The following is a 15209-nucleotide window of genomic DNA, read 5'->3' on the forward strand; positions in this document are numbered from 1 at the left end:
ATTAACGGGATAGTTGAAAATGTGAATGCTATGGTTGATATCATAAAACCAGCGAAAGAAGAGGCATCATTAATAGCCCCACTAACTTTGATTAGATCGCTTTGGTGGTTAAAATTACTTATGACTTTTACAGATTGCTCCCAAGAAATCCAAACCATTGGGCTACAAGCCAACATAAAAAGAAGAGCTTTGAACCTACTCACTCTCATCAATTAACTCCTCTATCTTCTTTTTAATTGGCTTTGTGTACTCATGATGGTCATCTATCTCTGTAACCTTATTCCCTATGACAAATGCAAACACCGCAAAAATACTTAAACCTATAGCTATAGGCAAAGATGCACCAAAAACAAAGGTAGCTACCCCACGAATAACTAACGTAAACCCTTGAGCGAGTACGCCAGCTACAACCCCCTTAGATATATCCGCAGTAAATTGCCCTACGACTTCACCGAGTGTCTTTTCATCGTGAAGCATGCAGTCAACCGAGTTCACAGCTTTAATCACATGTTTCCGGTGGAAGAACGTACGTCTTGCTTGAGTACTTCAATGTAAACTCTCTCTCAGATGTGCATTCGATGTAGCCCTGTTCGTAGAGCTTTTCTTTTAATGTTACATTCATTCTCCAGCCTAGAAAGAAAGCCAACACTGTTATTCCTCCTAGTACAATTAAAACTATTTTAGGTATCCAGAGTAGCTTTTTCCCAGTAATGAAACAGATAAACATTAATATAGAAACAACAAACATTGACCAAGAAAAAGCAAATGTAGATGCGTCGTTGATTGCTCCACTTATGACAATTCTGTTGTTGGGTAATGTATAAACATCAAAAATCCCCATAACATCATTTATTGATAGAAAGAAAATTGATGCAAAAATTAACAAGAAGACAAATGCTTTTGAGCGACTAACTTTCATCAATTAATCTCTCAACTTCTCTCTTCATAGGGTCAGTGTATTTATATTGATTATCTAATTCAGACACTTTCTTACCTATGTAGAATGCACTTATGGCAAAGAATCCAAGTAATAACGCCGTTGGTGGTGTGGCGAAAGCTAAAGTCAAGCCTGCTCTTAATATCAAAGTTGCCCCTTGAGCAACTACGCCAGCGACTACGCCCTTAGATATATCCGCCGTAAATTGCCCTACGACTTCACCGAGTGTCTTTTCATCGTGAAGCATGCAGTCAACCGAGTTCACAGCTTTAATCACATGTTTCCGGTGGAAGAACGTACGTCCTGCTTGAGTACTTCAATGTAAACTCTTGTTCAGATATACATTCTATATAGCCTTTCTCATTAAGTTCTTTTTTTGTGATTGTTGTCATTGTCCATCCTGCTATAAAGCTAATCAAAACCATTCCAGATAAGATGAACAGAATGATCTTAGGCATCCATCTTAGAGACTTACCAGTGAGAAGAACTACGATCGTGAATGTTGTTACTATCAAAGTGATGCTAAATAATGCGAATAATGAAGCGTTGTTGAGGGCACTATAAATTGTAACGATGCTTTCGTAAGCAGTTAAGGTATTGATTACTTGCAATGAAAAGTAACCAAATATTGATAGAAATGGAGCCAAGAATAAACCAAGGTATAGAAATACTTTGAAGCGATTAATTTTCATCAATTAACCTCTCTACTTCTTTCTTCATGGGTTCGGTGTATCTGTATTTTTCGTCAATAGCTGAAACAATTAACCCGATACCAAAAGCTGAAATTGCAAATACGGCTAATACTGCTGCTGTTGGTGGAGTAAAAGCCCATGCAACACCAATTTTAAGTCCTAAAGTAAACCCTTGAGCGAGTACGCCAGCTACAATCCCCTTAGATATATCCGCAGTAAATTGCCCTATGACTTCGCCTAGCGTCTTCTCATCGTGCAGCATGTAATCAACTGCATTAACTGCACCACTAAATACGATTTCAACAAAGATGTTGCCCCTCAAGAAACTGATATTGCCTTGAACAGTATTCAGTGCGTGACCAATTTTTAGCATTTGAGGCGTTGCCTCTTGCCAACGGATACCTAAATCTAAATAGCGAGGTTTGTAGTTCTCAACGACTATATTCATCACGCCATTGATATTGACTGCTTTAGCCGTCGCACCCCACCCACCAAGCTCCTTGGCGACTTCATAAGCACCTTTCAGTCCCATTCCAACGCCAGTGTACTCTTTGCCTGTAGAAAGCTGTCCATGGGTGTCTTTGATAAGTAAATCTAAATACTCATTGGCTTCTTCAATAGTAAGAATTGCAATGCTGACGTTCTCTTGCTGAGAGGTGTCCCATTGATATTTTTTAGCTTGCTTCTGTAAATCTTTATTCCATTCATTTTCAGCAAGATCATACGCTTGCTGCCCTGCAGAAAGTGAAGAGCTCGTACCTGAATAACGCCCTCCCATTGAACTCGCAACACTCTGATAAGTTGCCTTCATTTCTTGTGGACTGGCATGGGGTTTAAAACCATAAACCTGCCCATTACTTTGAGAGAATTTCATCGCTCCAGCAGAAGCAATGAGCGTATTTGAGCCCCAAGAACAATCACAAGCGACGATATCACCATGCAATGCGGCCTGAATATTATCGACAAAGACCGCAATCGTTTCTAAAGGAATGATTTCCCCTTGCCCTTTTTTGCAAGCGGGACACGTCGCTATCATTTTTATCTGCGTGACACCTTCTCCCACATACATGACATTACCGACACCCGATGTCACGACACCTCCTGTCGTCGTTCTATCACCTTTGTGTATTAAACCTCGACCTTCTGCTTGTACTGACATTGTGAGTTCCTTGTTGACTATTTGCGCCCATCAAGGGCATTGGGAGTTCGGAAAATATCCTACGTTAATTGACAATACCTGCCTGTTTTTATTCATTATGATTCGGCTTTATAGCGAGAAAGCGTTCTAAATACTGTTGGCCGTGATACGGAAAACAGCTCGGCTAGAGTATTGTCTTATTCCGTGTATTCGACACAACTCCTTTTGCTGTTTAACTGAAAGTTTGGCCTGATTTCCTTTAGATTGAGCAATCGCTCATTCCTTCACAGGTTTTCAAACGAATCAAGCCTGTTTCAAACTCAGCAACAGTAGCCAAAATATTAAAGAACATCTGCCCATTGGGTCTATTTGATTGTAAATACTTGATCTTTATGCCAGTTTCAAATCTCGATTTGGTCATATCTCGTCGGTAACTCAAGCATTACAAATGGTTGGGCATTAAGTCTCGTTCAGTCCGTATCGATGGTGTCGTCACTAGTATCAGGCTGGAAGCGGTATTTTGGAAGATAATAGAGGACATTGCGAGCGATGCGGATATCTCTGTCGCAGAATTTTTGACTCGGATTTACAATGAAGTGATACAACAAAGAGGTGAGTTAGGTAACTTCACCTCTTTGCTGCGTGTCGCGTGTACCACCTATCTAAATGGTGGCAAACGGATTCAGATTTAACCTAAATGGCTAAAACGCCAGTACGCCTTGCGTTTCCACTTTAACAGAGACTTGCTGACCAATACTCAAAGGTTCTGATGAGCTGGCAAGTAAACGGTGACCACCCGCGTCAATCACGTAACGGCAATGATCTCCCATAAACTGTTGCTCAAGCACGGTCACACTGCTCTCTTCTGCTGCACTGATCTGGACATGCTGAGGGCGAAGTAATAACTCGCAATGCTGACCAACTTCAATGTTCTGCTGTGCTTTCGCTTCTACCATGCCTAACTGGGTCTCATATTCTGAATCAGAAGCCCGAGTCGCTTTGAGATAGCTACCACCACCCAAAAAGTCAGCAACAAACTTACTTGAAGGCTGATAGTAGAGCTCGCTAGCGGTACCATATTGCTCAATCACGCCATGGTTCATCACCGCCATTTTATCAGCGAAGGCGAAGGCTTCTTCACGGCTATGAGTAACGAAAATGGCAGTGACACCCTGTTTCTTAAAGATCTTACGAATCTCGCCAATTAACTCATGGCGCACCTGCGTATCAATATTAGAAAATGGTTCATCGAGCAGCAAAAGATCCGGTTTGTACGCTAGTGAACGCGCTATTGCCACCCGCTGTTGCTGGCCACCTGAGAGTTGGTGTGGGTATCGCTCACCGTAACCATTGAGATGCACTAACTCAAGCATCTCTTCCACTTTGGCTTGCTGTTCAGCAACCGACAGTTCACGTAACCCAAACGCAACGTTCTGAGCCACAGTAAGATGTGGAAACAGCGCATAATCCTGAAAGATCATACCAATATTACGCTGCTCAGGAGGAAGCCAGTTTTTGCCATCATCGATCAGCATGCAATTTAGGCTCATCACGCCAGAACTTAATGGCAACAAGCCTGCAATCGCTTTCAATAGTGTTGTTTTACCGCAGCCACTTGCCCCAAGTAGACAAACAATTTCCCCCTGCTCCACTTCGAGAGAAAGTGACTCAAGAACTGTCGTCTCTTGATCGTACTTACACGTTAAGTTTTGTATTGATAGGGCACAGCTCATCAGTGTGAATGCTCCAGTGAACGGTTAACAATAACTAAAGGGACAAGACCAACTAAAACCAGTAGCACGGCTGGTAACGCCGCTAACTCTAACTTCTCATCAGACGCGAAGTTATAAACATAAGTCGCCAATGTTTCAAAGTTAAATGGTCGTAGCAATAAAGCGGCGTTTAGCTCTTTCATTGACTCAATAAAGACCAGCAAAGCCGCTATCAGCGCCCCACGACGAACAAGAGGCAAATGAACTCGTCTTAACATCTCGTTGGCGTTACATCCCATAGTGCGTGATGCCATATCAAGAGACGGTGAAACTTTGCTTAAACTGCTTTCAATACTGCCAATCGCCACAGCAGAAAAACGCACCACCATAGCAAAAACAATCGCAAACATTGAGCCAGAGAAAATCAATCCTGGACGCTCCCACTCCATGTACTTTGCAACATCATTGACGAAGTGGTCCATAGACAATACCGGAACCATAACACCAATGGCTAAAACCGTTCCTGGAACAGCATAGCCCATCGACGATAGGCGCATAAAGGCTAAGCTTTGACGGCTAGGGTTGACACGCTGAGAAAAATTAACGATCAACGCAACCATTACACCAATGAATGCCGCCGCAAGAGATACGTAAAGACTATTTAACGCATATTCGCGGAACTCAGCCGTCCAACTCTGTGCGAAATACTTGTATGCATAGATAAGCAACTGACCAAGAGGGAGAATGAATGCCACGCAAACCAGTCCCCAACACCATGTTAGCGCCAACCACTTTTTCCACCCGGCGAGATCGTAACGAAAATCTTCGCGGCTACTAAACTGACTCTGAAATAGCTTCTGTTTTCTACGGCTATAGCGTTCTGCACTTAAGAGTAAAATCACCACCACCAGCATAATGGCTGAAATTTTTGCCGCCGCAGTGAGGCTCGAATAGCCTAACCAAGTGTCATAAACCGCGGTGGTTAATGTATTGACTGCAAAATAGCTAACCGTTCCAAAATCACCCACGGTTTCCATTGCCACCAAAGAGAGGCCGACGGCTATCGAGGGGCGTGCAAGAGGAAGCGAGATACGACGGAAACTTTCCCACGGTGAACACTTGAGCAATCGAGCCGATTGTAGCAAAGAGACATTCTGCTCCATAAACGCGGCACGACATAATAAGTAGACGTATGGGTAGAGCACCAGTGACAGTACAATAGTCGCTCCTGTCAGTGTTCGAATATCAGGAAACCAATACTCACCAGGTCCCCACCCTGTCAGATCACGCAGAAAAATCTGTACCGGACCTGCAAAGTCAAACCAGTCCGTAAAGATATAACCGACGATATAGCCAGGCATCGCCAGTGGTAACACCAATGCCCATTGTAAAATGCGTTCACTCGGAAGGCGGCACATCGCCATAATCCAAGCCGATGGAATACCAAGCACCAAGGATAGCAAGATCGTTCCTATAACAAGAACGACGGTGTTATACGCATAGGTCGGCATTACCGTTGACATCAAATGACTAAAAAGCTCATTTGTTTCGCCCACAGCAGTAGTGAATATCGCTAAGATCGGCAAAACCAGTAGTAAAGCAAGCGCTCCACTACTGGTTTTCCATAGGTAATTTTTTTCTTTCATCGCCTAATTACAACGAGGCTGTATGAAACATAAATGCAGTTGCAAATACATCTCATATCCCTTTGATAGTTTAAGGGTATTTATACCCATATACTCAAAGGAGTTCAAGGTGAACTGCTCTTAGCCGTGAGTATAAAAACAAACAACCCCAAGTAACTTAACGAAAAGCGACTTGAGGCTGTATTTTAGTCAGTCATATTCGACTCACTACCTAAAACTATTATAGGTCGAACTTCACTTCGTCTAGCAGTTTGATTGCTGCTTCGTGGTAGTTAGCAACGTCATCTAGAGAAATCGTGTCAGGCTTGAAGTCCCCCCAAGATGCCACTAGCTCAGAACGCTTAACACCCTCTTTTACTGGGTATTCGTAGTTAACTTCTGCGTACAGGCTTTGTGCAGTATCACCCGCTAGGAACTCCATAAGTTTCTGAGCGTTTTCTTTATTTGGTGCGTACTTAGCCATTGCCATACCAGAAATATTTACGTGAGTACCTGTTGTTTTCTGATTAGGGAAGTTAATGTAAACCGCGTCAGCCCAAGCTTTTTGCTCAGCATCGTTAATCATATTACCTAGGTAGTAGCTGTTACCTAGAGAAACATCACATAGGCCTTCTTTGATCGCTTTAACTTGTGCACGGTCATTACCTTGAGGTTTACGTGCTAGGTTCGCTTTTACGCCTTCCAACCACTCTTTCGTCGCAGCTTCACCTTCGTGAGCAATCATCGCAGAAACTAGAGATACGTTGTATGGGTGCTTACCACTACGTGTACAAATTTTGCCTTTAAATTCAGGCTTAGCTAGGTCTGCGTATGTAAAGTCTTCACCTAGACGACCAACACGGTCACGAGAAGAGTAAACGCTACGAGTACGAGTTGTTAGAGCAAACCACTCGTTATTGGTATCTTGGTATTGAGCAGGGATGTTCTTTTCTAGCACTTCACTCTCTACAGCTTGAACTAAGTTTTTCTTAGTCAGCTCAGAAAGACGGCTAATATCAACGGTTAGGATAACGTCTGCTGGGCTGTATTCACCCTCTTGCGCTAGCTTCTCTGCCAGACCTGTCTTAGCAAACTTAACGTTTACTTTGATACCAGTTTCTTTTGTGAACTCGTTGAACATTGGCTCAACTAGGAATGGCTGGCGGTAAGAGTACACGTTAACTTCTTCTGCAGCCATCGCAGCTGAAGGAGCAATTGTTGCACATGCTAATGCAGAAAGAGTTAGCAGCTTTTTCATTGGTTCAATCCTTTAGTATTCGAAATGATAACGTTTATCAGTTGCGTTATTATATTCATCATAGTCGAGAAAACAATGATGAAAAACAAAAAAACCTGCTCATTTGAGCAGGTTTTTGATAAGTTTATTTGTAACTGTTTGTTACGTCACATCTAGTATAATTACTTCACTGTCACGAATTCAGGGTAAGCACCTACGCCACAGTCATGCATATCCATGCCTTCCATCTCTTCATCTTCAGAGACGCGAATACCCATAGTAGCTTTCAGTACTGCCCACACCGCAAGGCTTGCACCAAATACCCAAGCGAAGATAACTCCAGCACCAAGAAGCTGTGCACCAAATGAGGCATCACCATTGCTTAGTGGAACAACCATCAGGCCGAAGAAACCACATACACCGTGAACCGAAATCGCACCAACTGGATCATCAATCTTCAGTTTGTCCAAGCCGATGATGCTGAACACTACGAGCGCTCCCGATACCGAGCCAATCGCAACCGCATACAGTGGCGATGGAGAGAGAGGATCCGCAGTAATAGCGACTAGACCTGCTAACGCACCATTTAGAATCATCGTAAGGTCGGCTTTACCCCAAGTGGTCTTACATACAAGTAGTGCTGCAATGGCACCCGCCGCTGCTGCTGCGTTAGTGTTCAGGAAGATCTGACCGACTGCTGTCGCATTTTCAAAGTCTGACACCATCAACTGTGAGCCACCGTTGAAGCCAAACCAACCAAACCACAGGATGAATGTACCCAGTGTCGCTAGCGGCATGTTAGAACCAGGAATTGGGTAGATTTCACCATTTTTACCGTACTTACCTTTACGTGCACCCAGTAGTAGAACACCCGCTAGTGCTGCTGATGCGCCCGCCATGTGTACGATCCCTGAACCTGCAAAGTCACTGAATCCCGCTTCAGATAGGAAACCTCCGCCCCAAGTCCAGTAGCCTTCCATTGGGTAGATAAACGCTGTCAGTACCGCAGAGAAGATAAGGAATGACCAAAGCTTCATACGCTCAGCAACCGCTCCTGAGACTACAGACATCGCTGTAGCAACGAAAACTACTTGGAAGAAAAAGTCAGATTCAAGTGAATGATCCGCGCCCTCTCCTTGTGTACCAATCAAGGCACCAAATGATGGTAGCCAACCACCTTCGCCGTTATCGACATACATGATGTTGTAGCCAACGACTAAATAGGTGGTACATGCGATCGCGTACAAGCAGACGTTCTTAGTTAGAATTTCTGTCGTGTTTTTTGAACGAACAAGACCCGCCTCCAACATTGCAAAACCTGCGGCCATCCACATAACCAACGCACCTGAAATGAGGAAGAAAAAGGTGTCTAGTGCGTAACGTAACTCTGTTACTGTTGTCGTTAATTCCATCGTATTATCTCCAGTCCTTTGAATTCTTAAAGTGCTTCAACGTCCATTTCACCCGTGCGGATGCGAACCGCCTGACTCAGGTCATAGACAAAAATCTTGCCGTCACCGATTTTTCCCGTGTGCGCAGCTTTAGATATCGCCTCAATGACGCGGTCTACATTTTCTGCCTGTGTCGCTATCTCTAACTTTACCTTTGGTAGGAAGTCGACTTGATATTCCGCACCACGATAAAGCTCGGTGTGTCCTTTCTGACGGCCAAAGCCTTTCACTTCTGAAACCGTCATCCCTTCGATACCGACATCAGCAAGCGCTTCTCGAACATCGTCTAATTTAAATGGTTTGATAATCGCGTTTATAAGTTTCATTGCATCCTCTCTGAAGCTGTCATCCTTTTTGTTATTAAGTAATCCAAGCTGCGTGCCAAGTTTTTAAGTTATTGATAATTAATAAAAACACATAAAATTCATGACCTGATAACAAAAAAGGCGCACCATTTAGGTGCGCCTTGCTCACAATTTTAAGGCAAGCGCTCAATCGCTCACCATAGAAGTGCATTACTTGGTCGTCAGGAATGTTTTCCACTGTGCGATCAGATCTTCAAAGTCCTCAATACCGCAACTTGCCGTGCTTTCACTATCATAAAAGTCAAACTCACTATCACTGTCCATTTCCTGCCCATGAGCCAGCACGTTTTCTTGAACAATGACCTCATCGCCTTGAATACTCAGTGAGATCTCGGTTCCTTCGAGTTGGTGTTCCAGTTGAGGATTTAAGCGAGCGTTTTCGATCAAGCGTTCGACTTGTTCGATTTTTTGCCAGTCTTTACTGACTTCTTCTTGCAACCAGCGACCTACGATTTCATGCCCCATACTGGACTTAACATAGTATTCGCCCATGAGGGTATTTCTAATAAATTCAAATTCCATAGGACGCCTCTGCTTATTCCACCAAACTTAATCGGCGGCAGTATACAGGGTCAAGAATCGAGAATCGAGAATCGAGAATCGAGAATCGAGAATCGAGAATCGAGAATCGAGAATCGAGAATCGAGAATCGAGAAAATTATGGCTTGTTAAGGGCTGGTTCTGTCAACACCTTGTGGAGGTAAGGTTCAATCACTTCACTACTCGCCCATCTCTCGAAGGGCGAAGCACGGCCTAAATTCTCGCAGGGCGAAGCCCGCTCTCACAGTGAAGCGTTCTCTGAGGCGAAGCCCGAAAAAAAGCGCCCACCTTGCGGTGGGCGCTTTCTCAGCAATTCAGTATTCCAGAGCTTGTTAAGCTGGCTCTTGGAAAATCACTGTATCTGCTTTTGCCGTGTACTGAGACATCTTATGGAAGTTCAAGTAACGGTATGTATCCGCTGCCGTTGCATCAATCTTAGATGCGTACTCTAAGTACTCTTCTTTCGTTGGGATACGGCCAAGAATCGCACCCACCGCAGAAAGTTCAGCAGAAGCTAGGTAAACATTCGCACCTGTACCTAGACGGTTCGGGAAGTTACGAGTCGACGTAGACATCACTGTCGACTTATCAGCAACACGTGCCTGGTTACCCATACATAGTGAACATCCCGGAGTTTCAATACGAACCCCAGCACGGCCAAAGATACCGTAGTAACCTTCTTCAGTTAGCTGATCCTTATCCATCTTAGTTGGTGGAGCAACCCACAGACGAGTGCTAAGAGAACCATTGAACTCTTCTAGCATCTTACCCGCAGCACGGAAGTGACCAATGTTGGTCATACAAGAACCGATAAACACTTCTTGAATCTCAGTACCTTGGACGTCAGACAGTAGACGAGCGTCATCTGGGTCATTAGGAGCACATAGGATTGGCTGGTCGATGTCAGCAAGATCGATTTCGATAACGTGAGCGTACTCTGCATCAGAGTCAGCTGTCAGCAATTCAGGATTTGCTAACCACGCTTCCATCCCTTTAATACGACGCTCAATAGTACGTACATCACCGTAACCTTCCGCGATCATCCACTTAAGCATAGTGATGTTCGAGTTTAGGTACTCTTCGATAGACTCTTTTGAAAGCTTCACTGTACAGCCAGCTGCACTGCGCTCTGCCGAGGCATCAGAAAGCTCAAATGCCTGCTCTACAGATAGATGCTCAACACCTTCAATCTCTAGAATACGACCTGAGAATTCATTGATCTTACCTGCTTTTTCAACCGTCAATAGACCTTGCTGAATTGCGTAGTAAGGAATGGCATGTACTAGGTCACGTAGAGTGATACCTGGCTGCATTTCACCTTTAAAGCGAACCAAAATTGACTCTGGCATATCCAGTGGCATTACACCAGTCGCGGCTGCAAATGCAACAAGACCAGAACCTGCTGGGAACGAGATACCTAGAGGGAAACGAGTATGCGAGTCACCACCTGTACCGACAGTATCAGGCAATAGCATACGGTTTAGCCATGAGTGGATAACACCGTCACCAGGACGTAGAGAGACACCACCACGGTTCATGATGAAATCTGGTAGTGTGTGGTGAGTGTTAACGTCAACAGGTTTCGGGTACGCAGATGTGTGACAGAATGACTGCATCACAAGATCCGCAGAGAAGCCAAGACACGCGAGGTCTTTTAGCTCATCACGCGTCATTGGGCCAGTTGTATCCTGTGAACCTACTGTTGTCATCTTAGGTTCGCAATACTGACCTGCGCGAACACCTTCAACGCCACACGCTTTACCAACCATCTTCTGAGCCAGCGTGTAGCCTTTGGTTGAAGCTGAAGGATCGACTGGCTTAGCAAACAAATCCGTTTCGCCTAAACCAAGCGATGCACGTGCACGGCTTGTTAGACCACGACCGATAATCAGAGGGATACGACCACCAGCGCGAACTTCATCAAGCAGAACTTTACCTAGCTCAAAGCTAGAAATTTCAACGCCATCTTTACGAACAACACCTTCATAAGGGTAGATATCAATCACATCACCCATGTTCATGTCTTGCACGTTCAGTTCGATAGGTAGTGCACCAGAATCTTCCATTGTGTTGTAGAAGATTGGGGCAATCTTACCACCCAGACACACGCCACCTGTGCGTTTGTTTGGTACGTAAGGAATATCTTCACCCATAAACCAAAGTACAGAGTTTGTCGCTGATTTACGAGAAGAACCTGTACCAACAACGTCACCAACATAAGCAAGTGGGATGCCGTCTTTTTGTAGTTCTTCGATCTGGCTAATAGGACCAACGCTGCCTGGTTGATCTGGGTTGATACCTTCACGTTCCATTTTTAGCATCGCTTTTGCGTGCACTGGAATATCAGGACGAGACCAAGCATCTGGTGCTGGAGATAAGTCATCAGTGTTCGTTTCACCGGTAACTTTGAATACTTTAACAGTAATTTTTTCCGCTACTTTCTCTTTAGCCGTAAACCACTCAGCATCCGCCCAAGATTGTAGGACTTGCTTAGCTGAATCATTACCTGCTTTTGCTTTCTCTTCTACATCATAGAAAGCATCAAACATCAGTAGTGTATGAGAAAGCGCTTTAACAGCGATAGGAGCCAACTCAGCGTCATCTAGCAGCGAGACTAATGGCTCAATGTTGTAACCACCTTGCATAGTGCCAAGCAGCTCCGCCGCTTTTGCTTTGCTGACAAGTGGTGATGAAACCTCACCTTTAGTGATAGCGGTTAAGAAACCTGCTTTAACATACGCAGCTTCGTCTACACCTGGTGGGATACGGTTTTCTAGGAGGTCAAGAATAAACTCTTCTTCACCTTGAGGCGGGTTCTTCAGAAGTTCCACAAGGCCTGCAACTTGCTCGGCATCTAGTGGTTTAGGAACAACTCCTTCGGCAGCACGCTCTTCGACGTGTTTACGGTAGGCTTCAAGCACGACTTTTTCCTCTCATTGCGGTTCCTCCCTCTTATTGCTATTTGTTCAAAGAATAAGGGAGTGAACATCCTTGGAAACTTGGCTCTCCATGCCATATTTTTCATTCAATCTTGACTGAGAAACAGTGCCAGAGAGGCCAAACTGTGGGCGGTAGAATAGCAAATTTAACCTTAAATTAAAATCTCATCATTTTGACCAACATAGCAACTTAAGACTAAAGTTCTATGATTTTCACTGGTCAATCCCGCCTATTCCCATACTTTGAGAATGGCGGAAATGGACATATAAACACCAGAGCTACTTAAAGGTAGTACCGATAATTAGGTAGTATGAATCATAGTCATTTTCGGTACGCCCGTAACCAAACATAACCGGCCCAATCGGTGAGTCAACCCCTGCAAATACAGAACCTGCGGTATACAAAGGTGCTTCGTTGATTTCGAGATCCGGATCAGACCAAACCCCACCATACTCAAGCGATGCACCGACATAAAACGGGGAACTAAACAGGCCAAAGTCGTTGTCAAACCAGCGATAGCGGTAAACCACGCTACCAAACACTTTGTTCTGACCAATTAAGCTGTTTCTTGGGACACCAGATAAGTTAAGAAAGCCACCAATCTCTTCAGGATCAATTGGCACCGAAGAATTCTTACTCTCTACAAAACCCAGATCGACATTTGCGACCAAAGTATGGCGTGAAAACGTATGTGCAGCGATCATTTTCGCTCCGATTTCATACGATGTGTCTTCAACTCTCTGGTTCTCAACCAACACACTATCACCGACGCTTTTGTCGTGTGAGACGAGATAATTGAGATCCAAGTAAAAACCAGAGCGCGGAAAACTGTAGTTGTCGAGAGTATCAATCCGATAGTTCGCAAACGCCCCTAAGCGATGAAACGCAACATCACCAAAACTAGGTAAAGTCGAGAGTGTGCTCTTGCCATCGGTGTACCTTACCCCTGCCATGAAACGTCGCCACAAGGTATCTTGATAACCAATCGCCCACTGGCTAACCCACTCAGTATACGCAACTGGTACGTAATTCTTGGTTGCCTCTAGGCTTGTATCATCAAAGCCAGTCACTGGCGCATTACGTTTTTCATTGCTGTACGTGAGAGCTAACGTTGTAAAGGTCTTTTGGCTCGAAAAGAATGGCGAGAAAAACTCCGCTTCGATGAGCTTATCTGTGCCGATTTCAAAATTGGTACGTAACTCTGCGCCATGGGAGTTGAGGTCGGTAAAATTGGTCGACACACCAATGGAATACTGGCTATCGGTTGAAAAATCATCTTCAAGGAAAAAACGGAAGTTTACGTAATTCGGTCCCCAAGACTTCTCATCAACATCAACGATCAGGGCATCTTGCCCATCGATTTCATCATAGCGATAAGTCACTAGTTCAAAACGGTCTAAAGCGTAAAGATCTTGGATACTTTTCTCTACCTGATCCAAGGTGTACTGCTTACCTGCTTCAAGCTCAAGACGGTTTTCAAGAAGGGTGTCTGTATAGTGGGTGTTATTATTGATGACCACTTTATCAACGGTAATTTCATCACCATATCGCAGTTCACGTCGGACATTCTGTTTCTGTTCAATATAGTGTTGATAGTCTGCCGTGGATAGGCTCAGTTTCTGCAACTCTGCTTTCCTCGCCATCGTTGCCTGATAACCTTTTTCAAATGCCTGCGGCATTTTATCAAACTCAGTGGTCTCCATATCGCCAACATCAGGCTGCAAGAAAAAGTCTTTGTCTGTTAGTAATTCAGCCTGACGCGCTGTCGTACTGCGGACCAAATAGTTGGAAAGTTGGTCTGCCACCGTAAGGAACGTGGTGAAGTCTTCTTCATTTTTGTATTCCGTACCGATATCAACCGCGATAACAATATCAGCCCCCAAGTCACGCGCAACGTCTACTGGCATATTGTTCGTAACGCCACCATCCACCAACATCTGACCATTGAGTTGGTAAGGAGGCAGTGCGCCGGGAACCGACATACTGGCCATCATGGCATCAACCAGATAGCCCTGACTGATCACAACTGGTTTCAGTTCAATAATATCGGTCGCGACAGAACGGTAGGGAATGGCGAGATCATCAAAAGAATCAAATGGAGGTAAATTGCCCGACGTTTCACGGAGCAATTTAAGCATTCCCTGCCCCTGTACGATCCCACGACTAGCTCGAATCTCCCCCCAGCGTAAACCAAGGTCAGTGGTTAACTGATATCTATCTTCGTATTCCTTGTCCTGTACTTTTCGCTGACTACGGTCGACTCGATCTCGATAACCACTGTTCCAGTCAACGGTATCAATGAAAGACTCGATTTCATCGGCGCTCATACCGGTCGCATACAAGCCCCCTACATAAGAGCCCATACTGGTACCAGTGATTACATCAACAGGCACCCTTAGTTCTTCGAGCGCTTTTAGCACACCAATATGCGCTGCGCCTTTCGCGCCTCCACCGGCTAAAACAACTGCTACTTTGGGCCGCGTATCAGGTTGCGGCTCTGTCTGTGCTATCGCATTAAAGGCAACGCTTCCAAACAAGCATAATAGGAGGCCTGCTAATTTTTTCACGATAC

At 44.6% G+C, this 15209-nt stretch carries 13 protein-coding genes; 1 reads left to right on the plus strand and 12 read right to left on the minus strand.

Annotated elements, in window-relative coordinates:
* Positions 1-195 precede the first annotated feature (195 nt).
* The 4 genes from ACQEXR_RS04405 to ACQEXR_RS04420 form a co-directional block, all read right to left on the minus strand.
* Positions 196-477 (minus strand): hypothetical protein, encoded by a 282-nt coding sequence (locus ACQEXR_RS04405; protein WP_427019811.1) that lies wholly within the window; start codon positions 475-477, stop codon positions 196-198.
* 22 nt (positions 478-499) lie between these two features.
* Positions 500-919: a hypothetical protein gene (locus ACQEXR_RS04410; protein WP_427019812.1), complete on the minus strand. Its 420-nt coding sequence runs from the start codon at positions 917-919 to the stop codon at positions 500-502.
* Entirely contained in the window at positions 909-1184 is a 276-nt protein-coding gene (locus tag ACQEXR_RS04415; RefSeq protein WP_427019813.1) for a hypothetical protein, read from the minus strand. Before ACQEXR_RS04415 ends, ACQEXR_RS04410 begins: the two co-directional genes overlap by 11 nt.
* Before the next feature lie 434 nt (positions 1185-1618).
* Positions 1619-2788 carry a PAAR domain-containing protein gene (locus ACQEXR_RS04420; RefSeq protein WP_427019814.1) on the minus strand — a complete coding sequence of 390 codons (1170 nt, stop codon included), beginning with the start codon at positions 2786-2788 and terminating at the stop codon, positions 1619-1621.
* A 431-nt stretch (positions 2789-3219) separates the two neighbouring features.
* Here ACQEXR_RS04420 and ACQEXR_RS04425 point away from each other — a divergent pair, with 431 nt between their 5' ends.
* A complete protein-coding gene (locus ACQEXR_RS04425) occupies positions 3220-3459 on the plus strand; it encodes a ribbon-helix-helix domain-containing protein (RefSeq protein WP_331416894.1) in 240 nt (79 codons plus the stop codon).
* A gap of 9 nt (positions 3460-3468) precedes the next feature.
* On the opposite strand, the gene ACQEXR_RS04430 is transcribed toward ACQEXR_RS04425, so the two are convergent.
* From ACQEXR_RS04430 to ACQEXR_RS04465, 8 genes are all read right to left on the minus strand, one after another.
* Positions 3469-4500, minus strand: a complete 1032-nt coding sequence (locus ACQEXR_RS04430; protein WP_138973131.1) for an ABC transporter ATP-binding protein — start codon at positions 4498-4500, stop codon at positions 3469-3471.
* Positions 4500-6125, minus strand: a complete 1626-nt coding sequence (locus tag ACQEXR_RS04435; RefSeq protein WP_427019815.1) for an ABC transporter permease — start codon at positions 6123-6125, stop codon at positions 4500-4502. Before ACQEXR_RS04435 ends, ACQEXR_RS04430 begins: the two co-directional genes overlap by 1 nt.
* A gap of 220 nt (positions 6126-6345) precedes the next feature.
* On the minus strand, positions 6346-7362 hold the full coding sequence (locus tag ACQEXR_RS04440; protein ID WP_138973129.1) for a Fe(3+) ABC transporter substrate-binding protein: 1017 nt from the start codon (positions 7360-7362) through the stop codon (positions 6346-6348).
* A gap of 161 nt (positions 7363-7523) precedes the next feature.
* Entirely contained in the window at positions 7524-8753 is a 1230-nt protein-coding gene (locus ACQEXR_RS04445) for an ammonium transporter (RefSeq protein WP_138973128.1), read from the minus strand.
* A 26-nt stretch (positions 8754-8779) separates the two neighbouring features.
* Complete coding sequence (gene glnK / locus ACQEXR_RS04450) at positions 8780-9118, minus strand: P-II family nitrogen regulator (RefSeq protein ID WP_331427979.1); 339 nt, start codon at positions 9116-9118, stop codon at positions 8780-8782.
* A gap of 189 nt (positions 9119-9307) precedes the next feature.
* A complete protein-coding gene (locus ACQEXR_RS04455; RefSeq protein WP_138973126.1) occupies positions 9308-9679 on the minus strand; it encodes a YacL family protein in 372 nt (123 codons plus the stop codon).
* 350 nt (positions 9680-10029) lie between these two features.
* Positions 10030-12618, minus strand: a complete 2589-nt coding sequence (acnB, locus tag ACQEXR_RS04460; protein ID WP_427019816.1) for a bifunctional aconitate hydratase 2/2-methylisocitrate dehydratase — start codon at positions 12616-12618, stop codon at positions 10030-10032.
* A 297-nt stretch (positions 12619-12915) separates the two neighbouring features.
* Positions 12916-15207, minus strand: a complete 2292-nt coding sequence (locus ACQEXR_RS04465; RefSeq protein ID WP_427019827.1) for a patatin-like phospholipase family protein — start codon at positions 15205-15207, stop codon at positions 12916-12918.
* Positions 15208-15209: the final 2 nt, after the last annotated feature.

The sequence above is a fragment of the Vibrio sp. TRT 2004 genome (assembly GCF_050113735.1).
In the GTDB taxonomy this organism is placed as follows: domain Bacteria; phylum Pseudomonadota; class Gammaproteobacteria; order Enterobacterales; family Vibrionaceae; genus Vibrio.

What these genes read in the sequence shown, in the direction of transcription:
- ACQEXR_RS04445 (WP_138973128.1), bottom strand. Translation starts at nt 8,753, where the DNA reads ATGGAATTAACGACAACAGTAACAGAGTTACGTTACGCACTAGACACC.
- ACQEXR_RS04420 (WP_427019814.1), bottom strand. Translation starts at nt 2,788, where the DNA reads ATGTCAGTACAAGCAGAAGGTCGAGGTTTAATACACAAAGGTGATAGA.
- ACQEXR_RS04415 (WP_427019813.1), bottom strand. Translation starts at nt 1,184, where the DNA reads ATGCTTCACGATGAAAAGACACTCGGTGAAGTCGTAGGGCAATTTACG.
- ACQEXR_RS04435 (WP_427019815.1), bottom strand. Translation starts at nt 6,125, where the DNA reads ATGAAAGAAAAAAATTACCTATGGAAAACCAGTAGTGGAGCGCTTGCT.
- glnK (WP_331427979.1), bottom strand. Translation starts at nt 9,118, where the DNA reads ATGAAACTTATAAACGCGATTATCAAACCATTTAAATTAGACGATGTT.
- ACQEXR_RS04430 (WP_138973131.1), bottom strand. Translation starts at nt 4,500, where the DNA reads ATGAGCTGTGCCCTATCAATACAAAACTTAACGTGTAAGTACGATCAA.
- ACQEXR_RS04405 (WP_427019811.1), bottom strand. Translation starts at nt 477, where the DNA reads ATGCTTCACGATGAAAAGACACTCGGTGAAGTCGTAGGGCAATTTACT.
- ACQEXR_RS04440 (WP_138973129.1), bottom strand. Translation starts at nt 7,362, where the DNA reads ATGAAAAAGCTGCTAACTCTTTCTGCATTAGCATGTGCAACAATTGCT.
- ACQEXR_RS04410 (WP_427019812.1), bottom strand. Translation starts at nt 919, where the DNA reads ATGAAAGTTAGTCGCTCAAAAGCATTTGTCTTCTTGTTAATTTTTGCA.
- ACQEXR_RS04455 (WP_138973126.1), bottom strand. Translation starts at nt 9,679, where the DNA reads ATGGAATTTGAATTTATTAGAAATACCCTCATGGGCGAATACTATGTT.